We start from the raw sequence: 23,063 nt of genomic DNA on the forward strand, positions 1-23,063 counted from the left end.
CATGGATGAGCTGCTGATGGCCCACGGATTGGGCAAGGTTTACCCCGGCCTGACCAGGCCGGCGGTGGATGGGCTTGATATCACCCTTGGCTCCGGGGAAATCCTGGGGCTGCTGGGCCCCAACGGCGCCGGCAAAACCACCTCTCTCGCCATGCTCAGCACCAGGTTGCAACCCACAAGCGGGGAGTTGCGGATCGAAAAACTGGAGGCGGGACGACATAAAAGCCGGGTTCGCCGGCGGATCGGCTATGTCCCCCAGGATATCGCCCTCTATGGCGATCTGACCGGACGGGAAAACCTCCTCTTTTTCGGCAGCCTTTACGGCCTGACCGGAGAGCGGCTGAAAAGGCGGGTCGAGAGGTGCCTGGATTTTGTCCTGCTCGGCAAGGTGGGAGAGCAGCAGGTTGGGACCTATTCCGGTGGCATGAAGCGACGGTTGAATCTGGCGGTGGCCCTGCTGGCCGAACCGCCCATTCTGTTGCTTGATGAACCGACGGTGGGAATCGACGCCCAGTCACGCAGCCTGATCCTGGAATCCCTTGCCACTCTTGCCGCTCGGGGCAACGGTCTAATTTACACCACCCACTACATGGAGGAGGTGGAACAGCTCTGTGACAGCGTGATCATTCTGGACGGCGGCAAGGTGATTGCCCGCGGGACCCCGGTGGAACTGGTGGCCCGGGAAGCCTGTGCCAATCTGGGCGATCTTTTCCTCAAACTTACCGGCAAGAGCCTGCGGGAATAGCATGTTTTTCGCCACCCCCCTCTGGGCAACCATAAAAAAAGAGCTGATCCTGCTGGGCCGGGACCGGGCCGGATTGCTGATCCTTTTCGTGATGCCGGCGGTGCTGGTGCTGGTGATCACCCTGGTCCAGGACAATGTGCTGAAAAAAATGGGGGAAAGTCCGCTGGAGGTGATCCTGGTCGATCAGGATGGGGGGAAGGCGGCCCGGGATTTCAGCCGGCTTTTAACCCAATCGGGACAGCTCGGGCTGCGGCGGGAAGAGGACGAATCGGCGGCCCTGGCCGCGGTGGAGCGGGGAGACGCCCAACTCTGCATTGTTATCCGCCAAGGAATGAGCGACGAGCTTCACAGGCTTGGCCGGGCCATGGTCCGGGAGATGGTGGAGGGCAACAGCTCCCCTCCCCCCGCCCTGGCCCCTGGCCGGCTCGAACTCTATTTCGATCCGCTGGTCATGGGGGGATTCCGCTCCAGCATGCTGGCCTCGGTGAAGATGGCCGCCATGGCGGTGCAGTTCGAGGAACTGCTGGCCGCCCTCCAGGCGGAGCTGACCGGCCTCTTTAACCAGCTGCCGCCACTACCGCCCGAGTTCGAACTTTCCGGCCATACCTCCTGGGAGCTGACCGAGCTGGCTGGCCGGGAGCTGATCACCGTCACCGAGCCCCGTTTTACCCAGGAGAGCGGGGTCGCCCTGCCCGATTCGGTGCAACAGAATGTCCCGGCCTGGTCACTTTTCGGCATATTTTTCATCGTGGTCCCCCTGGCCGGCTCCATCATTCGGGAGCGCATCACCGGCACCCTGGGCAGGCTGCTGGTGATGCCGGTACCCTTTTTCGTTTTTCTGCTGGGCAAGGTCGCCGCCTATGGGCTGGTCTGCCTGGCCCAGTTCGCCCTGATTCTGGCCATCGGCAAATTGCTCCTGCCCTTGCTGGGAGCGCCGGTTTTTGAGCTGGGAGATAATTACGGAGCGATTATTCTGGTTCTCCTGGCGGCGGTGGCCGCCGCCGCGGGCTACGGCATTCTACTGGGCACCGTGGGTCGCTCCTACGAACAGGTCTCCATGTTCGGGGCCATGAGCGTGGTCATCGCCGCGGCCTTGGGCGGGATAATGGTTCCGGTTTACGCCATGCCGGAGGCGATGCAAAAGCTCAGCCAGTTCTCCCCCCTGGGCTGGGCCCTGGAAGCGATGCTGGAGATCTTTGTCCGCCAGGGCGGCTACCGGGAGATTCTGCGGCCCACCGCCCTGCTGACCGCCTTTGCCCTGGCTTGCCTGGCTGGAGCCTGGAGCTATTTCAGCCAGCGGGAAAGGAGCGGCAAATTTTAATTTCATCAATCTGTTGGGGACAAACCCATGAATAAACTGGAAGAGGAACTGCTGACCCTGATCTGCGAGATCTGCCGGCTACCAAAGCCGGAGCATTTCGATCCCACCGGGGACTTGGTCGGCCCGGAGTCCGCCCTGGGGATCGACTCGCTGGATGCGGTGGAGATTGTGGTGACGGTGCGGAAGAGATATGGGGCCAGAATCGCCTCGGAGGAGACGGGCCGCAAGATCATGGCCTCCCTGAGCAGCCTGGCCGATTTTCTGCGGGCCAACGGAGTTGAGTGATCAGGACTCCAGCACGGTCAACAGCATGAATGCGGTGGAAAATCTTCCACTTTCCGGAATATAGCAAAGAATCTTCTGGCCGTGGCGCAGGTGGTTGCCGTTGAACAGCTCCTCCAGCATCAGGTAGACGGAAGCCGAGCCCACGTTGCCCACCGAGGGCAAATTGGTGAACCAACGCTCAAAGGGGATCTCCATTCCCACCTTGCGGAGCCCCTCATACACCTTGTCCCGGAAAAAGCCCGATGAGTAGTGGGGCAGAAACCAGTCGATCTCCTCGGGCCGCAGGGGATGACGGGTAAGGGTGTCGGTCATTCCCCGCTCAACGGTCATGTGAATCACTTTGTCATTGAGCAGTTTGACATCCTGTTTCAGGGCAAAGAGCGATTCCTTCATCACATCTTCCCCGGGATATTCATGCCAGCCGACGAAACGGCCCCAGGCATCCTTGTCGCCACCGGCGTACATGCACACCGGCAGTTCGTGGGCATAGGAAAACTGCTCGATCCACTCGATCCTCAATGACAGCCCCCCGGCTTTAGGTTGGGGCTCAAGCAGCATGGCCCCGGCGCCATCGGAAAGCATCCAGCGCAGGAAATCTTTTTCAAAGGCGATCACCGGACTGCTCTCCAGTTCATCCACCCGGGCCTCATTCTCGGCGGAGAAATTCTTGGCGGTCATGGAAGCGGAAGCGGTTTCCGAACCGGTCACCACCGCGTTATGGTGCAAACCGGCCAGCACCGCCATGTAACCATACTTGAGGGCGATGATCCCCGAGATGCAGATCCCGCTGGGGGAGGCCACCTCACAGGTGGGGTTCCCCAACTCACCATGCACCATCACGGCATGGCCGGGAAGCAGCTGATCCGGCGAGCTGGTCCCGCAGGCCAGGCACTGGATCCGGTCAAGGGTAAAGCCCCCCCCCTCCAGCCGACGAATCGCCGCGGCCGTGAGCTGGGCATTGTTCAGGCTGGGCTCACCGGTGGCGGGATCAATGGCATAGTAGCGGGTCTTGATCCCGTTGCTGCGCAGCACGATGGCCCGGGCCCGGGAGGGTCGGCCACCAATCATCCCCAGCACCGACTCCATCCGGTCGTTATCGATGGGCTCACCGGGTAGATAAGCTGCAATTCGGTTGATATAGACGGCTCTGTTCATCGGCGAGCCATCCCGGCGCTGTACTCCCGCATCCGCTCTTCACCGCTGCCGGATGGTCCTTCAAAATAGCGCCGCTGGGCCTCCAAGCGGCCGGCAAACAAGGGACGGAGCAAGGCGCGCAGGGCCATGCTGACCGGGACCACCGTCATGATCATGGCCAGCAGAAAAACCAGATAGATCATCAACACCGGCTTGCGACCGGGGCTGCCCGGGGGGCCCATCAGGCGGACCAGCCGACTCCAGATTAAAAAACTGCGGGTGGCGATTTTCTCTCCCGGAATAAGACGGATATCGGCCTTAACCGCCTTGAGGCCGGTTAACACCGGCTGGCCGCCATCGAGGATACCTTGGCGCAGGGCGTCAAGAATGGCCTGGCCAAAACGGGTACTGGCGGCAATCTCCTCTTCCGCCACCCCGGCGGGGGGAAACAGCCCCCACAGACGATCCCGACGGCCGGTCAACATCCAGCGGGGAGTGGTGACAAAGGTGGCCAGGCTGCTGCCCTGATCGATCAGCACCACGTTATCCGATAAGCGAGCTCCCGCCTCCCGCAACAAGGTTTTCATCTTCTCCTGGGCCAGATGCCACATGTTGCGGCAGGCGATGACGGTGATTACCGGGGCATCCCGCAAAATCGCCCGCCCGACCTGGGAACGGAGAAAGGCCACCACCGGCGGCGCCGGAGCCAAAAACCAGACGGTATAGGCCAGAATCACCAGATCATAACGGCTATCATCGGCAATGGAGGGCGGTTTAAGGGGCGGAGGATCGAGCCGGACCGACTCCGGGAAGGCGTCAAGAAAGCGCAGGAGGGGCCAGGGGTAGGGATACTCCACCGCCGGGCGCAGGGACTCGACCTGCAGTTCAACATCGGGCGCCATCGCCAACGGGGAGGTGATGGTGTCGACCACGCGCTGGAGCTGCCCGCTCTGGGAGTAATATACCACCAGGACCTTTTTCATGCCGGGTGCACTGTGTTTAAAGATATGGTGTACATGGGAACTGATTCCTATAGCGATTGCATTTGGGATTGTCAACCAGAAACTGGCCTTGAAAAAAAATCGCCCTCGTTTAGCTTCTCCCGGAAAACCGGTCCAAAATGCGCCCTCAAGGGGGACCGGGGCTTGACAGCCCGGCCATGGCCTATTATAGAGCACCCTTGCAGCACCATGGCGATGGCCGCTCCTGGGACAATTTCACCGGGTAATTACGGACTAAAATCGTGGTTCAAAAATCGACAAATGGCCGCAAAGTGGTCGTCACCGGTCTGGGCATCGTCTCCTCTCTCGGCTTGTCCCGCGACCAGGTAACCGCCTCGCTGCGCGACTCCGTCAGCGGCATCGCCCTGTTGCCGGCCAGGAAAAAACTGGGCTTCCAGAGCGGATTAAGCGGGGTGATCAACGATTTTGTCGGCCGCAACCCTTTGGACCGAAGGTATCGCAACCGCTTGCCCGAGTTCGGCTGGTGGGCCTGGGACGCCATCGTCCAGGCTCTGGAGCAGGCCGCAATCGACCCGGCGGAACTGGCCGGCGACCCCGCCGCCGGTTTTCTGCTGGGCAACGATTCCTCGGTGGTGACCGGCGTCGAACAGTGCGAAATGCTCAAGGAGGCGGGGGAGACCAAGGCGATCGGCAGTGGCCACATCTTCCGCCTGCTGACCAGCACCGTAACCCTCAACCTTTGCACCAAACTGCAGTTACGAGGAGCTTCCTGGTCGATCAGCGGAGCCTGCGCCAGCGGGGCCATGGCCATCGGCCAGGCCGCCGACCTGATCGCCCGGGGCCGCCAGGATCGCATGCTCTGCGGCGGCGCCCAGGAGATCTCCTGGCAGTCGATGTGCAGCTTTGACGCCATCGGGGCCTTCTCCCGGCGGGAGGATGCCCCCCATCAGGCCTCCCGACCCTTTGATCAGGAGCGCGACGGCCTGATTCCCAGCGGGGGAGCGGCCATCCTTTTCCTGGAAGCGGAAGAGGTCGCCCGGGCCCGGGGGGCGAAGATCATCGCCGAGATCAGCGGCTACGACTTCTCCTCCGACGGCTATCATCTTTCGGTGCCCAGCGGCGAGGGCCTGTTACGAGCCATGGGGGGGGCCCTGGCCAACGCCGGGGTGCTGCCCGCCGAGATCGACCTGGTGATGGCCCATGCCACCTCCACCCCGGCCGGAGATGAAAAAGAGGCCCAGGTTTTGAGTCAGCTTTTCGGCCTGGAACAGGGGGAGCGGGGACCGATGGTGGCCGCCACCAAATCCCTTACCGGCCACGAATTCTGGATGGCGGGCGCCTCCCAACTGATCTATGCCCTGCTCATGAGCCGGGCCGGCTTTGTCGCCGGCCATCCCAATCTGAGTAAACCGGCGCCGGAAGCGGCGCTGTTACGCATACCCACCGCCACCATCGCCGCCACCCCCCACCATATTCTTTGCAACGCCGCCGGATTCGGCGGCGTCAACGCCTGCCTGGTTGCCAAGGTACACCATGCAGTGTGAGGTGGTGGTGATCGGCAGCGGCGTCAGCGGTTTGACCGCCGCCGCCCTGCTGGCCAAAAGTGGCCGAAAGGTGGTGATCGTGGAGCGGACCTCCCGGCCGGGGGGGGCGCTGAAAAGGTTTGTCCGCCAGGGGGTCCCCTTTGATGTCGGCTTCCACTACACCGGCTGCCTGGGTGAGGGTGAAGTCCTGACCGCCCTCTGGGATTACCTGGGGGTGCGTCCCCTGCTGCCCATCCGCCCCTTCCCCCCCGACGGCCACGACGAGTTATCCATCGCCGGCTACGACCAGCCGGTACGGGCTTTTTTCTCCTACCAGCGCCTGAGGGATGAACTGAACCGGCAATTCCCCGAGGAGCGGACCGCCATCGGTGACTATCTGGGGAAGATTGCCGCAATCTGCCGGCAAATCCCTTTTTACAATCTGGATCTACCCTTGACCCCCTTTCTGCGGGGCTTCCAGGAACCACCCATTTCATTACACGGCTATTTGACCGAAATCACAGCCAATCCCAAGCTCCAGGCGGTCCTGGCCAGCCCCGCCTTTCTCTACGGGGTCCCAGCTTCACGGGCCAGCCTGGCGGTGCATGCCATGGTCGCCCACGGCTTTTACCGCGGGGCCTATACCATCGATGGCGGTGGCCAGGCGGTGGTGGACGCCTTCCTCCAGATCCTGGAGCAGACCGGGGTAACCATACTCGGCAAAAACCGGGTGGAAGAAATCCTGGTGGCGGGTGGCGTGGTAACCGGAGTCCGCACCCACCGCGACCAGGTGATCCATTGCCGGGACGTGATTTACACCGGCCACCCCGCCGCCGTGCCGGCCATGGTGCCGGCGGGCATTTTCCGGCCGATCTATCTGAAGAGAGTGCAAGAGTTGCGCAACACCGCCTCCATGGTCGCGGTTTTCGCGGCGGCTCCGGCTGAGACTCCCCAGGAGCCCGACTGGGTCAACCACTACCACGTCCCGGCCGGACTCGCCATTCTGCCCGAAACCCCGCAGGTGCCCATGGCGGAGAGGGCCCTGATGATGACCATTCCGGAGCGGGGCCGCTTGCCAAACTTGAAAAATAGCCGCCGCGGCATTATACTCCTCAGACCCGCACTCTGGGAGGAGATAAAGAGATTTGAGCCAACCACCCCCCGCCACCGCCCCCCGGCCTACCTGGCCTGGAAGGAGGAGTTGGCCGGGGAGATGATCGCGGCGGCCGGTCGCCACTGGGGAGAAAGCTACGCCACCCTCCACCCCTTGGCGGTGGGAACCCCCCTGACCTTTCGCGACGAGCTGGCGGCCCCGGAGGGAGCCGCCTACGGCGCCCAACACTGCCTGGGCCAGCACAACCCCGGGGCCCGGACCAGACTGCCGGGTTTCTGGCTCAGCGGCCAGAGCACCCTGATGACCGGAGTGGTGGGAGCGGCCCTGGCCGGGCTGGTCAGCGCCGGCGAGATTTTGGGATTGGAATCGACATGGGAGCAAGTGCGCCAATGCCGTTGAAACGAGTTGTCATTACCGGCCGCGGCGCCGTTTCCCCTTTCGGGCTAGGGGTTCAGCCCCTGCTGGAGGGGATCTGGGCCGGGCGCTCCGCCGTCCGGGCCATGCCGGAGTGGGCCCGGATCGACGGCTTAAAAAGTCTCCTGGCCGCCCCGGTTCCCGATTTCCCCGACAAGGAACTCCTGCCCCGCAGCCTGCGACGCACCATGGGGCCCATGGCCAAATATGCCACCCTGGCAGCCCTTGAGGCCGTCAAGGACGCCGGAATCGACCAAGCCCTGCTGGCCACCGGCACCATCGGGGTAGCCGTCGGCTCCACCACCGGCAGCCCCTCCGCCTATGAGGATTTTTACCGCAGCTTCCTGCCCGCGGAAACCATCGGCGGCATCAGGTCCGGCGAATTTTTTAAAATCATGGGCCACAGTTGCGCCGCCAACATCTGCCTGGCTCTGGGGATTCACGGCGAGCAGTGGTCCCCGGTCAGCGCCTGCGCTTCCTCCTCCCAGGCCATCGGCCTGGGCTATCTCCTGATCCAGGCAGGCCGCCAGCGGGCCATGCTCTGCGGCGGCGCCGACGAAGTTCATCACTCGGTCACCGGGGTTTTCGACGTGGTCCGGGCCGCCTCCCTGCAAAACGACAAGCCGGCCGCCACTCCCAGACCCTTTGATGCCGAACGGGACGGGGTGGTTTGCGGCGGCGGGGGCGGGATTCTCCTGCTGGAGAGCTACCAGTCGGCCCGGGAAAGGGGCGCCAGGATTTACGGCGAAATCATCGGTTTTGGCAATGTCAACGACAGTGAGCATATTGCCAACCCCCATGAGGGTTCCATGGCCAGGGCCATGCTCAACGCCATGGGCGAGACCGGGGTCAGCCCCGCCGAGGTGGATTATGTCAACGCCCACGCCACCGGCACCCTGCTGGGCGATCCGGCCGAGGCCGCGGCCATTGCCAAGGTGATGGGGCCCTCAGTGCCCACCAGCTCCCTTAAGGGGCATATCGGCCATACCCTGGGAGCGGCGGCGGCCCTGGAAACCATTGTGGTGCTGGAGATGCTCCAGCGGCAGGAAGTTGTTCCCACCCTTAATCTGGCCGACCCGGACCCGGAGTGCGCCGTGGCCAACCTGGTCCGTAAACTTGAAAAAAGAGCATTAACCACCGTGCTGAAAAACAACTTTGCCCTGGGCGGCGTCAACGCGGCTTTGGTTCTGAGGAGATTAACCCCATGATGAGCAACGACGAACTTCGCCGGCGAGTGGTCGCAACCCTGGCGGAAGAACTGGAGCTGGACCCCGAGGCGTTGACCCCGGAGGCCACCCTTTACGACGATCTGGGTCTGGACAGCCTGGACGCCGTGGATATGGTGGTGGCTCTCGAGAAGAGTTTCGGGATGAAATTTACCGACGAGGAGAGCCTGAAGGCCGTCCGCACGGTCAACGATCTTTTTGAACTTCTGATCAGACTGAAGGAAAGCCAAACCGCGGATGAAGCTTAGCAAGCTGGCGGCCAATCTCTATTGCTGGTCAGTCTTTATCGTCGTTACCCTGGCCTTCGGAGCGTTTCTGCCGCTGTTTGCCCTGGCCCAAACCATCTCTCCGGCGAGATCGCCCGGCCGGCCCCTGCGGCTTGCCATCAGAAGATATGGCTGGATTCTGCTGCGGCTCTTCGCCCCGGTCGTACCAATTTCCGTTGAAAACCGGGCCGGCCCCCTGCCTCTGCCGGCAATCTTTGTGGCCAACCACCGTTCCGCCCTCGACCCCTATCTCTTCGGCATCCTGGAGGTGGAAAACGCCTTCATCACCGGCTGGCCGTTCAACATTCCGATCTACGGCCGGGTGATGCGAGCCGCCGGCTACATCGACGCCCGCGACGGCTGGCCGGAGGTCGAAACCCAAGGCCGGCGTTTGCTGGATGACGGCTGTTCGCTGATCATCTGGCCCGAAGGGCATCGTTCCCGGGACGGCAAACTGGGCCGTTTCCGCCAAGGCGCTTTCAAGCTGGCGGCGGCCAGCGGCCGTCCCCTGATCCCGGTGGTAATCATCGGAGCGGGCGAGGTGTTGGCCCCCGGTAAATCCTTGTTGACTCCCGGCCCGATCAAGCTGATCATTCTGCCGCCGATCACCTTGAAAAAGGGAGATGACGGTGTTATAGTCCCCCGTCTTTTGGCGGCGGAAACCCGCAAGGCAATCACCAAGGAACTGGCTGTTTGGTAAGAGCAGCCCACAACTGTTGGCCACCTGAACCGAAAATGCGGAAACCGCCCACCACCAGCCGATACTCCCTTGCAAGCGGAATCTCCTTGCGCGAATGCGGAAAAGCCCAACGGGAAGCCGTCCAGCTGGAGTTGCTGCGCCGCCACCTGGAACTGGCGGGTAGCTCCGAATTTTATCGGGAAAAATTCCGGCAGGCGGGGGTGGTGCCCAGCCAGCTGCCTTCCCTGGCCGAACTTAACAGGCTGCCCCTCACCGAAAGGGCGGATCTGAACCGCGGCCACGGCTCTTTTTTCCCCGCCGCCGACCTCACCCCCACCGACCTGGCCCTCACCTCCGGCACCACCGGCAATGCCGTCACCGTGCCCTACACCAGCAATGACCTGGAGCGGTTGGCCTACAACGAGATGATCGCCTTTTTTCGCATCGGCATCAAACCCGGCCAACGGGTTCTGCTCTGCGTCACCCTGGATCGCTGCTTTATCGCCGGTCTGGCCTACTATACCGGCCTGGTCCGACTGGGGGCCACCGCCATCCGCAGCGGCGCCGGCAGCCCTTCCCGGCAATGGGAACTGATTCGCACCCTGAAACCCTCGGTTATTGTCGGCGTGCCCACTTTCCTCTGGCAGTTGGCCCAGTGGGGGATGGAGCATGGACTTGACCCGACCCGAGCCGGGATCGAGACCCTGGTCACCATCGGCGAACCGATCCGCGGGGCCGACCTGACCCTCACTCCCCTGGGGGAGATGCTGGAAAAGGGCTGGGGAGCCAAGACCTACGGTTCCTACGGGGCCACCGAACTGGAAACCGCCTTTGTCGAATGCCCCGCCACCGCCGGGGGGCATGTCCACCCCGAACTGATGATCGTGGAGATCGTCGACGAAACCGGCAGGCCGGTGCCCGATGGCCAGCCGGGGGAAGTGGTGGTCACCCCCCTGGGGGTTGAAGGCCTGCCACTGGTCCGTTTTCGCACCGGCGATGTCGCCCGGCTCTATTCTGAGCCCTGCTCCTGCGGCTGGCAAACCCCTCGCCTTGGCCCCATTGAGGGGCGGCTGGCCCAAAGGCTCAAATGCCGGGGAACCACCCTCTACCCGGAAAACATTTTCCAGACCCTCGACCAAATTCCCGGCATTACCGCCTACTATGTGGAGGCCCGGGCCCATTTCAGCCTCGCCGACGAGATCACGGTGGTGGTGGGCGGAGACCATGGGGTTGAGCCGGCCGCGATTCAGGAGCGGTTGCAAGCCAAGCTAAGGGTAAAACCGGAGGTTATTAAAAGATCACCGGCAGAGGTGGTTGCTGTGATTGAAAAAGGCAGTGGCCGAAAGATGAAGAGATTTTTTGATTTTCGGAAGGTAGAATAAACATGTCGTGTCTAAGTGAATATTGGGGCCAGGAGTTCACCCCGCAGGAGATCGCCCAGACCAGGAAAAACAGCGGTCTGCTGTCGCTGGAGCTTGAACTGTCCCGGGCTTGTAATATCCGTTGCGTTTACTGCTACGCCGCTTCCGGCCTGCCCCTGGCCAATGAGCTGAGCGTCGCCGAAATCGAGAATGTGATCGACCAGGCCACCGCTCTCGGCATCCGCAAGATTATCGTCTTAGGCGGCGGCGAACCCCTCTTCTATCCCCGCATTTTCGAGGTGATCGACTATATTCTGGCCAGGGGGCTCAAGGTGGACATCTTCACCAACGGCACCCTGATCACCCCGGAGATCGCCGAGGGCCTGGCCCAAAAAGGGGTGGCGGTGGTGATCAAGATGAACAGCCGCGATGCCGCCGTTCAGGATTATCTGGCGGGCCGGCCGGGAACCTTTGCCGCCATCGAAAAAGGGATGGCGGCTCTGCTGGCCGCCGGTTACCCCAACGAGGATCTGCTGCTGGGCATTCAGACCATCATCTGCCGCCAGAACTATGACGAACTTCCCGACATCTGGCGCTGGGCCCGCAGCCGGAAAATTATCCCCTATGTGGAGATGATGACCCTGCAGGGCAGGGCCTCCGAGCATCCCGAGCTGGAGGTTCCCATGACCGAGATCAAAACCCTTTTTGAAAAACTCTCCGAGCTTGATGCCAAGGAGTTCGGCCACACCTGGACCCCCCACCCGCCCCTGGCCGCTTCCCAGTGTTCCCGCCACGAATACTCCTGCACCGTTACCTCCATCGGCGAGGTTCATCCCTGCCCCGGAGTCAACTTACCGGCGGGCAACATCCGTGAACAATCACTGGCCGATATCCTGCGCACCAGCAAAATCATTCGTGATTTGCGCAACATCCGCACCACCATCAAGGGTAAATGTTCCGGCTGCGACTACAACAGCAGTTGCTACGGCTGTCGCGGCCATGCCTACCAGGTTACAGGGGATTACCTGGCCGAGGATCCGCTTTGCTGGCTGAAATAGCAAAACCAGGGAGAACCGGGGGAATCCGATGAAGATGCGCCGCCGCCCCGGCCAGTACCATAATCCGGTCCGAAGCCCATGGCGGGCGGCGCCTTCGACCCTCTCCCTTTTTTTGCTGATCTTGACCCATCTTTACCCGGGACCCTGGCAGCCGGAGGTGCTGGCCGCTGAGCCTGGGCAAGAACAGAGCAGCTGGACCCTGCTGGCCGGCTACGGCACCAGCCATCCCGGGATGGGGGCCACCAAAATGCGGGTACAGACCATCGATCTGGTCCCCAGATATGAACGGAGCCTGGCAGCAAACTCCGGCTCATCCTGGTACCTGGTCGAGCATTCGTTACTGCTGGAACTGCCGCTCCATCTGGCAATAAGCCCGGACAGTACGCTCATGGCGGGGATCAACTTCCTGGCCTGCTGGCGCTTCACCGGCCATGACCGACTGCAGCCCTACCTCCTGGCCGGAGGTGGCCCCCTCTACATCGCCAGCAATCTGGAAGGGATGGGAACCAGGCTGAACGGCAACTACCAGTTCGGCATCGGTCTGCGCCGGCCAATCGATGACCGCAGATATCTGAATTTTGAATACCGTTTTCATCATGTCTCAAACGGCAACCGCAAAGAGCCCAACGATCCCCTCAACTCCAGCAAATTTTTGCTGGGGGTAACCTTTTAACCGAAGTGGAACCAGTTTTGCCGATGCCAAACAGTCCTGCCCCGCCAGATTATTATCGCTATGCCTTCAGCGAAACGGCCAGCCCGGAGGTGACCCAACTGCTGGGGGCAATTCCTTCCCGCTGGGGAAGAATGCCGCCCCTGAGTCGCGCCCTGGTGGTGGAAGCGGGCCGCGTCCTGGTGGAAAATGGCCTGTTGGCCCCGGGTGAAAAGTTTTCGGACCAGGACAAACGGGTGGGGCTGATCGGCGGCACCGCCACCGGTTCCCTGGCCACCGATCTGGATTTCGCCGCCACCCTGCTGACCGGTCCCAACCTGGCCAGTCCGGCCCTCTTCGGCTATACTCTGCCCAATATTCCCCTCTCCGAGGCCGCCAACCATTTTGGCCTGATCGGCCCGGTCTACGCGATTTTTGCCGCGCAGTCGCCGCTGGCCGCCGCCATGGAGGAAGCCGGCCGCTGGCTTGGCAGCCAGTCCGAACTGACCCTGATGCTGGCCTGTGCCTTCGACAGCCAGCCCAAACCCGATCAGGCCGGCCACCTGGCCATAACCTTTAACATCGTGAGCCGATAAAGATGCAAATCACCCTGGTGTACCCCAAGTGGAATAAGATCCCGGAACAGACCGAATTCCATCTGCCACCCCATGGCCCGGTCTGCGTGGCCGCCTCTATTCCCGAGCACCACCGGCTCAGGTTCATCGACGAGAACGTCGACCCCCTGGACTTCAACCAGCCCACCGAGGTGGTGTTGCTCTCCATGATGCTCACCTGCCAGCTGCCCCGGGGCAAGGAGATCGCGGCGGAGTATCGCAAGCGGGGAGTGCCGGTGATCTGCGGCGGCATCGCCACCATGCTCCACGCCGAAGAGATGGCCGATCATGTGGATTCGGTCTTTCTGGGTGAAACCGAGGGGGGCCGGCTGGCCGCGGTGCTGGAGGATTGCCAGAACAGTAAGCTGCAGCCCAAATACGATTTTTTCCACGATTTCCCCCCCATTGACAGCATCGGTCCCGCCCGGCGGGAGATCCTCAACCGCCAACGTTACATCTACCGGGGAGTGCAGATGGTGGATCTGGTGCACGCCTCCCGGGGATGCCGCTTCAACTGTTTTCCTTGCGCCACCGCCTTTCTCGGCGGGCGTCAGTTTCGACCGCGCCCCATCGAGCGGGTGGTGGAAGAGCTGGCCGGCATCGAGAACAACCGCCTCTTTCTGGTGGACAACTCCCTGGCCCAGGATAAAAAATGGGTAATGGAGCTTTTTGAAGCGATCAAGCCCCTGAAGAAGAAGTGGATCAGCCATCCCATTCTCGACGAAGATGAGGTGGTGGCCAAGGCGGCCGAGGCGGGTTGCTGGTACGTCTACCAGGCGGTCTTCGACACCTCGCAGGTGATCCGGGATCGGGTCAAACGGCTGAAAGACCACGGAATCGGGGTGGAGGCCGCGGTACTGCTGGGCCCCGACAATCAGGATGCCGACTATATTAAGCGGCTGGTTGACTTTCTGCTGGAGATCGATGTCGAGATGGCGGAGTTCTCCATCCTGACCCCCTTCCCCCACACCCCGGTCACCGCCCAGCTGGAAAGGGATGGCCGCATCCTGCACCGGGACTGGAGCCGCTACACCACCGCCGAGGTCTGTTTCCAGCCCAAGAAGATGACCCCGGAGGAGTTGCAGGCCATGTATCACTACGCCTGGGACAACTTTTATCGGGAGATGCCCCAGTCTTTGCGGATGGCCCGCCTCTTCAGCGAAGTGGTCAAGAAAGAGATGGCCGATGGCTCATATGTACCCCGGCGCCTGGCCGCGAAACGCGGCTGGGAGCTGCCAAGGAGCTGAACAGCATGGGTCTGAACTGCCTGCTGGTCTCCGTCAACCAGGCTGTTGTTCCCTACCCCGTCTATCCCCTGGGAGTGGCGCACCTTTGCGGCGCCCTGCGGGAAGCCGGCCACACCCCCACCCACTTTGATCTCCTGGCCGACGGCGGCCAGGAAGGGCTCCAGCGGCTGCTCCGGGATAACAGCTATGAGCTGATCGGACTCTCCATCCGCAACCTGGACACGGTGGACAGCTCCGACCCCCACGGTTACCTGCCGGAGATTGCCGAAACCGCCCAACTGGTTCGCCGCTGTTCGGCGGCGGTGATGGTGTTGGGGGGGCCGGCCTTTTCCATCATGCCCGCCGAGGTGCTGGCCTATCTGCAGGCCGATTACGGAGTGGTGGGCGAAGGGGAGCTTCTCCTGCCCTGGCTGGCCGACGAGCTCGCCTCGGGCCGGCGACCGGCGGCCAGGCTCCTTTACAGCGAACGCAAGGATGAGAGCTGGCCCCGGCCGGTATTCAGCCCCAGCTCTCTCAAGTACTACATCACCCACGGCGGGATGCTCAATATCCAAACCAAACGCGGTTGCCCCCACCGTTGCGCCTACTGCTCCTACCCGACCATCGAGGGCAGAGTTATGCGCTACCGCGACCCTGAGGAAACCGCCGCCGAAGTGGCGCGCTTGAGTAGCGAGCATGGAGCCAAATTTATCTTCTTCACCGACTCGGTGTTCAACGACGCGGCCGGCCATTTCCGTCTGGTGGCGGAAGCGCTGATCAGAAACGGCAACACCACCCCCTGGTGCGCCTTTTTCCGCCCGCAAAACCTGGACCGGGAGGATCTGCTGCTGCTGAAGCGGGCCGGTCTGGCCGCCATGGAGGTTGGAACCGATGCCGCCTCCGACCGCACCCTGGCCGCCCTGGACAAAGGTTTCTCCTTCGAACAGGTGTTGACCACCAACCGGCTGGCCCTGGAAGCGGAGATCCCCTGCGCCCATTTCGTCATGCTGGGCGGCCCCGATGAAAACCGGCAAACCTTGACCGAAGGGCTCGCCAACCTGGAGAGCCTGGGGAAATCCCTGGTCTTCGCCTTTACCGGCATCAGGATTCTGCCGGGAACCAGCCTGGCTGAGCGGGCGGTGGCTGAAGGGGTGATCGAGGCCGGCCAACCGCTGCTGGAGCCGGTTTTCTACTCATCACCCCAGCTTGAGGGGATCGATCTGGAGCGGGAGCTGACCACCTCCTTCGCCGGCCGGCTTGATCGCATCTATCCGGTTTCAGAGGTGATCGACCAGCTCACCATGCTCCACCGCATGGGCCACGTCGGCCCCCTTTGGGATTACCTTCTCCGGCCCCGCACCCGAAGACGATGAAGGAAAAGGAAAAACCCAAAATCATCGTCGTCATCCCGGTTTACAATCATGGCGCCTCCCTGCGGCAGGTGGTGGAACGCGCCCTGGTCGCCGGCTGGCCGGTGCTGGTGGTCGACGATGGCAGCGACGATGATCCCCTGGAGCAGCTAACCGGACTTGACTGCGTCAAGCTCCGGCTGCCGGTTAATAAGGGCAAGGGAGCGGCCATCCTGGCGGGGGCCAGGGAGGCGGCCCGGCTGGGCTATGAAACCATGATCACCCTGGATGGCGACGGCCAGCATGATCCGGCCGAGGCGGAGCTGCTGGCCCGGCAGGCGGCACTCATCGGCCGACCGGCCATTGTGATCGGAGCCCGGCGGATGATCCAGGAGACGGTGCCCAAGGCCAGCCTTTTCGGCCGCGCCTTTTCCAATTTCTGGGTTCGGCTGGAATCGGGACAGGAGCTGGCCGACACCCAAAGCGGCATGCGCCTCTATCCCCTCCGCGAACTGCTGGCCCTGGACCTGACTTGCAGCCGCTACGATTTTGAGGTTGAAGTACTGGTGCGGGCAGCCTGGGCCGGGGTGGCCCTGAGCTCGGTGGCGATCTCGGTCCACTACCCTCCCCCCGGGAAAAGGATCACCCATTTTCATCAGTTACGCGACAATTTCCGCCTGACCCTGCTCCATACCCGCCTGCTGCTGCGCCGGCTGGCCCCCTGGCCCCACCGCCGGCTCTGCGGCCAGCCGGCGCCGCCACAAGAGCAAAAGCCGCGCTTTCCCCGCCCCTGGCGGACCATGCAGATGCTGTTTCGCGAACACAGTTCCGCGCCGGGGCTGGCCACGGCGGTATGGCTGGGGCTGTTCATGGGGGCGCTCCCCCTGATCGCCGTCCATACGGTGGCCATTATCTACGTGGCCCATCGCCTCCATCTGAACAAGGTGGCGGCGGTGGCGGCCAGCCAGTTCTGCATGCCGCCGGTGGTGCCGATTATCTGCATTCAAGTCGGCTACTTCCTGCGGAACGGTCAGCTGCTCCTCGATCTCTCCCGGGAAAAATGGCTGCTTGAGATCCATCTTCGCCTCTGGGACTGGTTGCTCGGCTCCCTGGTGGTCGGCCCCCTGCTGGGCCTCATCGGGGCCGTTCTGGTTTACTGGGCCCAAACCCGACTGTTCCGGCGCCAAACAATGGATAAAGGCCCGCCCCAATGACCCCTGCCTCCCGGCCGCTGGTGGACCGCCTGAAAATCAAGCTCGAAGCCCTGGGCCACGGGATCTTCTACCTTACCCTGCGCCTGTTTGGCCAACTGGGGGCCTACCTGCTGCTGCTGCCGGTGATAACGGTATATGCCGCCACCAGCCGGAAGATTGGGCGCTTGACGGCCCCCTATTTAAGCCGCCGTTTTCCGGCGACCGGCCGCCCGGGCCGCTGGCTGGCCATGACCCGGAATCTGATCGCCTTCGGCCAGGTGCTGGTGGATCGCGCCTGGCTGGGCATCAGCGGCGGCGAGCTGCGGGGCGAATTTATCGGCTATCATCGCCTGGAAGAGCTGGTGAACCGGGGTAAAGGAGTGGTGCTGCTCACCGCCCATGTGGGCAACTGGCAGACGGCCCTGGCCCGGCTGGACAGCCTGCCCACCCGGGTTCATGCCTTGATGCACTACGATCAGGAAGCGGCGGCCAAACACTACTTCGATCTCAGCGGCGGCAAACGGCCCTTTGAGATCATCGACAGCGAAGGGCCGTGGGGCGGGATGATCGAGGCCACCGCCGCCCTCCAGCGGGGCGAGGTGGTCACCATCATGGGGGATCGCCTGGTTAAGGGCTCGGCGGTGGCGGTGGAGTTTCTGGGAGACCGGACCAGAATACCCGAGGCCGCCTACTTCCTGGCCGGCTCGGTCGGAGCCCCGGTGGTTGTGATGTTTGCCGCCAAGACCGGACGCAGATCATACCAGTTAAGGGTCTGGGACAGTTGGTACCCTCACTGGGAAAACCGGGAACAACGAGGGGAGGCTTGCCGCAACTCCGGCGCCAGGTTCGCGAAAAACCTGCAGGAGTATCTGGACGAGTATCCCCATCAATGGTACAACTTTTACGATTTCTGGCAGCAGTAACTTAAACCAACTAATTGGAAGGAACATGGAAGAGCTCAAAGAGAAACTGAAGCGGATCCTGATCGACGAAATTAAAATCCAGGGCATGACCCCGGCGGACCTCAAGGACGACATGCCCCTGTTCGGCGATGACGGCCTGGGGCTTGACTCCCTGGACGCGGTGGAACTGGTTGTCCTGGTGCAAAAGCATTTCGACGTCCAGATTGCCGACATGGAGGAGGGTAAAGAGGCCTTCGCCTCCATCGCCAGCCTGGCCAACTATATTCACCAGAAAAAAAGCTGAAGGTAATCTCTGGTGCCAGCAGCAGACAGGATCGCCATCAGCGGCATGGGGTGTATCTCCGCCGCGGGTAAAAATCCGGAGGAACACCTCCGATCGCTCAACGGCCAACCGGTGGCTTGCGCCCCGGTACCGGGGGAGACCTTTGCCACCTCCCTGACCTTCCCGGTATTCAGCGCTCCAGCCGAGCCGCTGCCCGCCCAAGGCCCCGCTTTCCCACGACTTACCCAAATAGCCGCCGACCTGAGTCCCACCGCCCGGCTGGCCCTCCGGGCCACCCTCCAGGCCCTGGCCCGCAGCGGGATAGAGCCGGCGGATCTGCGGAAAAAGCGGGTGGGAATCTGTCTGGGCACCACGGTGGGTTGCGCCTTTAACGACGAGGATTACTACCGGGCCTGGCGGCAGGGGGCGCGCCCACCCCTGGACCCGGTGCGCCGTTACCTGCGCGGCAATATCAGCGCAATCCTCCAGGAGATCCTGGGGGTGAGCGGCCCCTGCCTGGTGGTCACCAACGCCTGCGCCTCGGGCACCGATGCCCTCGGCATCGCCGGCAACTGGTTGCGCAGCGGGCGCTGCGAGCTGGCCATTGCCGGCGGGGCCGACGGCCTGTCACGCATCGCCTGCAACGGCTTTGCCGCCCTCCAGCTCACCGATTCCTCTCCCTGCCGTCCCTTTGATCAGAGCCGACAGGGGCTGAATCTGGGCGAGGGGGCCGCCGTGCTGCTGCTGGAAAAGGGGGCATCGGCCCACCGGGCCCAGCGCCGGACCATGGGCTGGCTGCGCGGCTACGGCACCGCCGCCGATGCCTGGCATCCCACCGCCCCCCATCCGGAAGGGCGCGGCTTGCAGGCGGCCATTAGGGCCGCCCTTAAAGATGCCATGATCCAAAATCGGGAACAGATCGCCCTGATCAACGGTCATGGTACCGCTACCCCCAGCAATGACCTGGCGGAGACCTCGGCCCTGGCCGCCATCTTCACCGCCGATTATCGTCCGCCGCTGGTTTCAACCAAATCCCTGACCGGTCATACCCTGGGGGCGGCCGGGGCCATCGAGGCGGTCTTTACCCTGCTGGCCCTGCAAAACGAGACAACTTCGGGAACCCGCCGCTGCCGGCAACCCGACCCGGCCTTTCCCTACCGGCCGCTGACCGAAGATGAGCAGGTTGTGCTCTCCGGCAGGATCGGGCTTTCCCAATCCCTGGCCTTTGGCGGCGGCAACAGTTGCCTGGTCCTGGAGGCGGCCCCATGAGCAAGTCGTTGAATAAAGGTATTTTTATCGCTAAGGTGGCACAGGAGATCGGAGAGCCAACGATTCCCGCCGACCTGCTCCGCGACCTGCGCCGGGCCGATCTTTTTATCCAATTGGCCGTTCTGGCCGGCAGCGCGGCCTTGGGTCCCGATCCAGGGGATGATCCCTGCCAGACCGGGGTCTTTCTGGGCACCACCACCGGCCCCCTGGACACCAATTTCGCCTTTCTCGATTCCCTCTTCGACAATGGTGAAAGTCAGGCCTCCCCCACCCTCTTTTCCCATTCCGTCCATAACGCCGCCGCCGGCTATCTCGCCCGGCTGCTCAATCTCAGAGGGCCGGCTCAAACGATCACTACTCCCGGCTGGCCCTTTCTGGCGGCCCTGGCCGAGGCCAAAACCGCCCTGGAGCTGATGCCGCTGAAGCGGGCCCTGGTGCTGGCCGTGGAGGAGGAGTCCCCGGTGCTGGTTGAGGCCGCGGCCAGGGAATCGGCCATGGCGGCGGCTTCCTCCCCGCGACGGGGAGCGGTGGCCTGGCTGCTGACCACCGAGGTCGATTCAGGCTACCGTTTACCCCGCTTGACTGCTATCCTGGTGGAAGAGAACCATAGCGCCGCCGAGTTCTACCTGCGGCGCCAGGAGGAGGCTTTTCAGCCGGACTTTACCCTTGACCCCGCAGCAAAAGTCCCGGCCGGGCTGGCCCCGGCCCTGGCGTTGACCCAGGCGGTGGAGGAGGCCCGGCCCGGAGAAAGTCCGCTCTCCTGGACCGTTACGGGCCCCTGCGGCCGGGCCGCGATCCGCATTGAACGGTAAGGCTCTTGCCCCCGTTTCGGGAAAGCAAACCCACAACCCCAAGGAGGTGTCAAAATGAGATTAGCCAACTGGATTCTGGTTGCCACCGGCGCAATTTTTGCCTCTCTGAGCCTGGGAGCCACCCCGGCCCTGGCCATTCAATCCCTGGGCGGGATGGTCGGCCAGACTTACTATCTGGCCTACAATCTCCACCCCGATCCCGAAAGAAACACCCTCTCGTCGGTGAATTACCAGCTGGATGGAGCCATGATCCCCTGGGGCACCCAGGTGAAGGTGCTGGGGGTCGATCGCCGGGGGATGCGACTGGAGGCGGTGGAGAGCAAAAAGGTTTACCTCTATCAGTTTCATCGGGAAACCGGCCAGACCCTGGCCCTGAGCGACCACCTGGCCAAACTGCTGGTCAAGGATATCTCCGGCCTGAAAAAGGAGGTCAGCGCCCTGCCGGCCCTGGATCAGCGGGGAATCAAAGAGGGGCGGGTCAAGCTGGGGATGACCAAGCGGGGCACCCTGATCGCCATCGGTCACCCCCCGGAATTCGCCACCCCCAACCCCGAAAGCGACAACACCTGGAATTACTGGTACAACCGCTTCCGCACCTTCATCGTTAATTTCGACGACAAGGGCAAGGTGGAAGGGCTGACCGGCTATCCCTTCTAGGCCCGGGGATTCGCCGTAACTCTTGACTTGATGGTAACAAGATGACCCAAACACCCATAGCTTTTATCTCCGGGGCCAGCCGGGGCATTGGCGCCGCCATTGCCCTCCGGCTGGCCGCCGGTGGTTATGATATCTGGCTCAACTACCACTCCTCCCATGGCCCGGCCCAGTCCCTGCGGGAACAGATCGAAGCCATGGGCCGCCAATGCACCCTGCTCCCCTTCGACGTGGCCGATGAGGCGGCGGTGACCGCGGCCCTCGAACCCCTGCTGGACCAGGCGGTGCCCTACGCCTTTATCCATAACGCCGGGATCACCCGCGATGGCCTGTTGCCCATGATGGGGCGCAAAGAGTGGGACCAGGTACTCAACACCCACCTCACCGGCTTTTTCCTGATGGGCCGCCTGATCTCCAAGGCGATGCTCTCCAAGCGGCAGGGACGGATCATCGCCATCGCCTCGGTCTCGGGAGAGACCGGCCAGGCCGGGCAGGTCAACTATGCCGCCGCCAAGGCCGGCCTGATCGGGGCCTGCAAATCCCTGGCCCGGGAGCTGGCCCGGCGCAACATCCTGGTCAATGTGGTCTCCCCGGGACTGATCGCCACCGAGATGATCAAGGATCTGCCCCTGGACAAGATCCTGCCCCTGGTGCCCTTGAACCGGGTCGGCACCGTGGATGAGGTTTCCGGGGTGGTGGAGTTTCTGCTCAGCCCGGCAGCCGGCTATATCACCGGCCAGGTGATCGGAGTCAACGGCGGCCTTTACATGTAGGTAAACGTTCAGCCGTGCCCCATCTTCGGGCGATCAGCCAAGCTTACGTACCCGGGGTACGCGGCGCTTGGCTGCTTACCCGAACCTGGGGCACGGCTGAACGTTTACCGCCCGTTAAATCAAAAGGAACTCGATGAACCCCATCCAACTGCCCCATCCGGTGACGGAATTGCTGCCCCACCGGCCGCCGATTCTCCTGGTGGCCACCCTGCTGGAACGCAACCAGGAGGCCGTGGTCGAGGCCACGGTGCCCGCGACGGGGATCTGGCTTGACCCAAATTCCCGGGTGCTGCCCGAGTACTATATCGAGCTGGTGGCCCAGGCCATGGCCGCAGTCAACGGTTATGACGCCCGGCAGGCGGGTAAGGAGCCCGAGGGGGGAATGCTGGTGGGGGTTGACCATTTCTCCCTGCTGGCGCTGCCCGATCCCGGCCGCACGGTATGGATCGATGTCGCCAAAACCTTTGAGTTCGGGGCGGTCAAAATCGTCAACGGAGTGGTGCGTGATGCCGACGGCAAACTGGCCGAGGTCAAACTTAAAATCTGGTCCGGTGATCTGCCGGGAGGGACCCCATGATCCTGGCTCGACTGATGAGGGGAGGGTTCCTGCTGCTCTGTTTTTTACTGGCGGCGACCCCGGTCATGGCCGCCGGCGAAGACCCGGCCCCTTTGCTGCAAGAGCTGGAAGCCACCGCCGCCCAGGTTCGTAACCTCTCCAGCTCCTTTACCCAGGAGAAGCAGCTGGCCCTTTTCGCCCGACCGGTAATCTTCCACGGCACCCTCCATCTGGCCCGACCCGATCGTTTGCGCTGGGAATTCACCCGCCCGGTGCCCTCGGTCCTGATCTTCAAGGGGGAGAGCGGCCTGCGCTGCGCCGAGGGCCAAACCACCCGCTTTGACCTGAAGAGCGATCCGATCATGGCGATGGTGGCCCACCAGCTCTGGCTCTGGCTGGGCGGCGATTATGCCAAACTGGCGGCTGAGTACCAGCTAACCCTGGCCGCCCCCCACACCCTGCTGGTTGAACCCAAAAACCGCCAGGTCGGCGAATTTATCGCCTCGGTCACCATCGCTTTCGACCCCGACTCCCTGCAACCGCGGCAAGTGATAATTGCCGAACCCGGCGGAGACAGCACCACCATCTCCTTCCACGACTACCAGCTCGATGCCCCCCTTGATGAAAATCTTTTCAGCCGCTGCAACAGCCGTGAATAGAGGGCCAGCTGGTGATCATGGGGAGGGCCGGACCCC

25 protein-coding genes are annotated in these 23,063 nt (G+C 62.8%); 23 read left to right on the forward strand and 2 right to left on the reverse strand.

Going from position 1 to position 23,063, the window contains the following annotated elements; all coding sequences use genetic code 11:
* The first annotated feature begins 1 nt into the window (after position 1).
* The 3 genes from ACHHRT_RS04640 to ACHHRT_RS04650 are packed head-to-tail and all read left to right on the forward strand — an operon-like array spanning position 2 to position 2,351.
* Positions 2-745 carry an ABC transporter ATP-binding protein gene (locus ACHHRT_RS04640; protein WP_395498189.1) on the forward strand — a complete coding sequence of 248 codons (744 nt, stop codon included), beginning with the start codon at positions 2-4 and terminating at the stop codon, positions 743-745.
* A gap of 1 nt (position 746) precedes the next feature.
* The gene (locus ACHHRT_RS04645; RefSeq protein WP_395498191.1) at positions 747-2,066 is read left to right on the forward strand and encodes an ABC transporter permease; all 1,320 of its coding nucleotides are present in this window, start codon (positions 747-749) and stop codon (positions 2,064-2,066) included.
* Between the two features lie 27 nt (positions 2,067-2,093).
* Complete coding sequence (locus ACHHRT_RS04650) at positions 2,094-2,351, forward strand: phosphopantetheine-binding protein (RefSeq protein ID WP_395498193.1); 258 nt, start codon at positions 2,094-2,096, stop codon at positions 2,349-2,351.
* Here ACHHRT_RS04650 and ACHHRT_RS04655 read toward each other — a convergent pair whose 3' ends face one another.
* Complete coding sequence (locus tag ACHHRT_RS04655; protein WP_395498195.1) at positions 2,352-3,506, reverse strand: beta-ketoacyl-ACP synthase III; 1,155 nt, start codon at positions 3,504-3,506, stop codon at positions 2,352-2,354.
* The gene (locus ACHHRT_RS04660; protein WP_395498197.1) at positions 3,503-4,468 is read right to left on the reverse strand and encodes a dialkylrecorsinol condensing enzyme; all 966 of its coding nucleotides are present in this window, start codon (positions 4,466-4,468) and stop codon (positions 3,503-3,505) included. Before ACHHRT_RS04660 ends, ACHHRT_RS04655 begins: the two co-directional genes overlap by 4 nt.
* A 290-nt stretch (positions 4,469-4,758) precedes the next feature.
* Between ACHHRT_RS04660 and ACHHRT_RS04665 the strand changes: the two genes are divergently transcribed.
* The 20 genes from ACHHRT_RS04665 (at position 4,759) to ACHHRT_RS04760 (ending at position 23,027) form a co-directional block, all read left to right on the forward strand.
* Positions 4,759-5,991 (forward strand): beta-ketoacyl-[acyl-carrier-protein] synthase family protein, encoded by a 1,233-nt coding sequence (locus ACHHRT_RS04665; protein WP_395498199.1) that lies wholly within the window; start codon positions 4,759-4,761, stop codon positions 5,989-5,991.
* A complete protein-coding gene (locus ACHHRT_RS04670; protein WP_395498201.1) occupies positions 5,966-7,483 on the forward strand; it encodes a phytoene desaturase family protein in 1,518 nt (505 codons plus the stop codon). The genes ACHHRT_RS04665 and ACHHRT_RS04670 overlap by 26 nt, the downstream gene beginning before the upstream one ends.
* A complete protein-coding gene (locus tag ACHHRT_RS04675; protein ID WP_395498203.1) occupies positions 7,474-8,706 on the forward strand; it encodes a beta-ketoacyl-[acyl-carrier-protein] synthase family protein in 1,233 nt (410 codons plus the stop codon). The genes ACHHRT_RS04670 and ACHHRT_RS04675 overlap by 10 nt, the downstream gene beginning before the upstream one ends.
* Complete coding sequence (locus tag ACHHRT_RS04680) at positions 8,703-8,972, forward strand: acyl carrier protein (protein ID WP_395498205.1); 270 nt, start codon at positions 8,703-8,705, stop codon at positions 8,970-8,972. The genes ACHHRT_RS04675 and ACHHRT_RS04680 overlap by 4 nt, the downstream gene beginning before the upstream one ends.
* Positions 8,962-9,690, forward strand: a complete 729-nt coding sequence (locus tag ACHHRT_RS04685) for a lysophospholipid acyltransferase family protein (protein WP_395498207.1) — start codon at positions 8,962-8,964, stop codon at positions 9,688-9,690. Before ACHHRT_RS04680 ends, ACHHRT_RS04685 begins: the two co-directional genes overlap by 11 nt.
* Positions 9,691-9,776: 86 nt before the next feature.
* Entirely contained in the window at positions 9,777-11,051 is a 1,275-nt protein-coding gene (locus ACHHRT_RS04690; protein ID WP_395498209.1) for a phenylacetate--CoA ligase family protein, read from the forward strand.
* Positions 11,052-11,053: 2 nt separating this feature from the next.
* On the forward strand, positions 11,054-12,088 hold the full coding sequence (locus ACHHRT_RS04695; RefSeq protein ID WP_395498211.1) for a radical SAM protein: 1,035 nt from the start codon (positions 11,054-11,056) through the stop codon (positions 12,086-12,088).
* Positions 12,089-12,116: 28 nt separating this feature from the next.
* Complete coding sequence (locus tag ACHHRT_RS04700; protein WP_395498213.1) at positions 12,117-12,761, forward strand: acyloxyacyl hydrolase; 645 nt, start codon at positions 12,117-12,119, stop codon at positions 12,759-12,761.
* Positions 12,762-12,784: 23 nt separating this feature from the next.
* Positions 12,785-13,333: a beta-ketoacyl-[acyl-carrier-protein] synthase family protein gene (locus ACHHRT_RS04705; protein ID WP_395498215.1), complete on the forward strand. Its 549-nt coding sequence runs from the start codon at positions 12,785-12,787 to the stop codon at positions 13,331-13,333.
* A 2-nt stretch (positions 13,334-13,335) separates the two neighbouring features.
* The gene (locus ACHHRT_RS04710) at positions 13,336-14,598 is read left to right on the forward strand and encodes a B12-binding domain-containing radical SAM protein (protein ID WP_395498217.1); all 1,263 of its coding nucleotides are present in this window, start codon (positions 13,336-13,338) and stop codon (positions 14,596-14,598) included.
* Positions 14,599-14,603: 5 nt separating this feature from the next.
* On the forward strand, positions 14,604-15,950 hold the full coding sequence (locus ACHHRT_RS04715) for a lipid biosynthesis B12-binding/radical SAM protein (RefSeq protein ID WP_395498219.1): 1,347 nt from the start codon (positions 14,604-14,606) through the stop codon (positions 15,948-15,950).
* Entirely contained in the window at positions 15,947-17,140 is a 1,194-nt protein-coding gene (locus ACHHRT_RS04720; RefSeq protein WP_395498221.1) for a DUF2062 domain-containing protein, read from the forward strand. Before ACHHRT_RS04715 ends, ACHHRT_RS04720 begins: the two co-directional genes overlap by 4 nt.
* Entirely contained in the window at positions 17,137-18,042 is a 906-nt protein-coding gene (locus ACHHRT_RS04725; RefSeq protein WP_395498223.1) for an LpxL/LpxP family acyltransferase, read from the forward strand. The genes ACHHRT_RS04720 and ACHHRT_RS04725 overlap by 4 nt, the downstream gene beginning before the upstream one ends.
* 25 nt (positions 18,043-18,067) lie before the next feature.
* A complete protein-coding gene (locus ACHHRT_RS04730; protein WP_395498225.1) occupies positions 18,068-18,325 on the forward strand; it encodes a phosphopantetheine-binding protein in 258 nt (85 codons plus the stop codon).
* A gap of 12 nt (positions 18,326-18,337) precedes the next feature.
* Positions 18,338-19,573, forward strand: a complete 1,236-nt coding sequence (locus tag ACHHRT_RS04735; RefSeq protein ID WP_395498227.1) for a beta-ketoacyl-[acyl-carrier-protein] synthase family protein — start codon at positions 18,338-18,340, stop codon at positions 19,571-19,573.
* Entirely contained in the window at positions 19,570-20,385 is an 816-nt protein-coding gene (locus ACHHRT_RS04740; protein ID WP_395498229.1) for a beta-ketoacyl synthase chain length factor, read from the forward strand. Before ACHHRT_RS04735 ends, ACHHRT_RS04740 begins: the two co-directional genes overlap by 4 nt.
* 54 nt (positions 20,386-20,439) lie before the next feature.
* Positions 20,440-21,042, forward strand: coding sequence for a hypothetical protein (locus tag ACHHRT_RS04745; protein ID WP_395498231.1), 603 nt, complete (start codon positions 20,440-20,442; stop codon positions 21,040-21,042).
* A 41-nt stretch (positions 21,043-21,083) separates the two neighbouring features.
* The gene (fabG, locus tag ACHHRT_RS04750; RefSeq protein WP_395498233.1) at positions 21,084-21,812 is read left to right on the forward strand and encodes a 3-oxoacyl-ACP reductase FabG; all 729 of its coding nucleotides are present in this window, start codon (positions 21,084-21,086) and stop codon (positions 21,810-21,812) included.
* A gap of 133 nt (positions 21,813-21,945) precedes the next feature.
* The gene (locus tag ACHHRT_RS04755; RefSeq protein WP_395498235.1) at positions 21,946-22,389 is read left to right on the forward strand and encodes an ACP dehydratase; all 444 of its coding nucleotides are present in this window, start codon (positions 21,946-21,948) and stop codon (positions 22,387-22,389) included.
* Positions 22,386-23,027, forward strand: a complete 642-nt coding sequence (locus tag ACHHRT_RS04760) for a LolA family protein (RefSeq protein WP_395498237.1) — start codon at positions 22,386-22,388, stop codon at positions 23,025-23,027. Before ACHHRT_RS04755 ends, ACHHRT_RS04760 begins: the two co-directional genes overlap by 4 nt.
* The last annotated feature ends 36 nt before the right edge of the window (positions 23,028-23,063 follow it).

This window comes from Desulfurivibrio modestus, assembly GCF_044068625.1.
Classification (GTDB): Bacteria; Desulfobacterota; Desulfobulbia; order Desulfobulbales; family Desulfurivibrionaceae; genus Desulfurivibrio.

Bases quoted from the DNA above. Each gene is read 5' to 3' on its own strand.
- ACHHRT_RS04640 (WP_395498189.1), top strand. From the start codon at position 2: ATGGATGAGCTGCTGATGGCCCACGGATTGGGCAAGGTTTACCCCGGC.
- ACHHRT_RS04645 (WP_395498191.1), top strand. From the start codon at position 747: ATGTTTTTCGCCACCCCCCTCTGGGCAACCATAAAAAAAGAGCTGATC.
- ACHHRT_RS04650 (WP_395498193.1), top strand. From the start codon at position 2,094: ATGAATAAACTGGAAGAGGAACTGCTGACCCTGATCTGCGAGATCTGC.
- ACHHRT_RS04655 (WP_395498195.1), bottom strand. From the start codon at position 3,506: ATGAACAGAGCCGTCTATATCAACCGAATTGCAGCTTATCTACCCGGT.
- ACHHRT_RS04660 (WP_395498197.1), bottom strand. From the start codon at position 4,468: ATGAAAAAGGTCCTGGTGGTATATTACTCCCAGAGCGGGCAGCTCCAG.
- ACHHRT_RS04675 (WP_395498203.1), top strand. From the start codon at position 7,474: ATGCCGTTGAAACGAGTTGTCATTACCGGCCGCGGCGCCGTTTCCCCT.
- ACHHRT_RS04680 (WP_395498205.1), top strand. From the start codon at position 8,703: ATGATGAGCAACGACGAACTTCGCCGGCGAGTGGTCGCAACCCTGGCG.
- ACHHRT_RS04685 (WP_395498207.1), top strand. From the start codon at position 8,962: ATGAAGCTTAGCAAGCTGGCGGCCAATCTCTATTGCTGGTCAGTCTTT.
- ACHHRT_RS04695 (WP_395498211.1), top strand. From the start codon at position 11,054: ATGTCGTGTCTAAGTGAATATTGGGGCCAGGAGTTCACCCCGCAGGAG.
- ACHHRT_RS04700 (WP_395498213.1), top strand. From the start codon at position 12,117: ATGAAGATGCGCCGCCGCCCCGGCCAGTACCATAATCCGGTCCGAAGC.
- ACHHRT_RS04705 (WP_395498215.1), top strand. From the start codon at position 12,785: ATGCCAAACAGTCCTGCCCCGCCAGATTATTATCGCTATGCCTTCAGC.
- ACHHRT_RS04710 (WP_395498217.1), top strand. From the start codon at position 13,336: ATGCAAATCACCCTGGTGTACCCCAAGTGGAATAAGATCCCGGAACAG.
- ACHHRT_RS04715 (WP_395498219.1), top strand. From the start codon at position 14,604: ATGGGTCTGAACTGCCTGCTGGTCTCCGTCAACCAGGCTGTTGTTCCC.
- ACHHRT_RS04720 (WP_395498221.1), top strand. From the start codon at position 15,947: ATGAAGGAAAAGGAAAAACCCAAAATCATCGTCGTCATCCCGGTTTAC.
- ACHHRT_RS04725 (WP_395498223.1), top strand. From the start codon at position 17,137: ATGACCCCTGCCTCCCGGCCGCTGGTGGACCGCCTGAAAATCAAGCTC.
- ACHHRT_RS04730 (WP_395498225.1), top strand. From the start codon at position 18,068: ATGGAAGAGCTCAAAGAGAAACTGAAGCGGATCCTGATCGACGAAATT.
- ACHHRT_RS04740 (WP_395498229.1), top strand. From the start codon at position 19,570: ATGAGCAAGTCGTTGAATAAAGGTATTTTTATCGCTAAGGTGGCACAG.
- ACHHRT_RS04745 (WP_395498231.1), top strand. From the start codon at position 20,440: ATGAGATTAGCCAACTGGATTCTGGTTGCCACCGGCGCAATTTTTGCC.
- fabG (WP_395498233.1), top strand. From the start codon at position 21,084: ATGACCCAAACACCCATAGCTTTTATCTCCGGGGCCAGCCGGGGCATT.
- ACHHRT_RS04755 (WP_395498235.1), top strand. From the start codon at position 21,946: ATGAACCCCATCCAACTGCCCCATCCGGTGACGGAATTGCTGCCCCAC.
- ACHHRT_RS04760 (WP_395498237.1), top strand. From the start codon at position 22,386: ATGATCCTGGCTCGACTGATGAGGGGAGGGTTCCTGCTGCTCTGTTTT.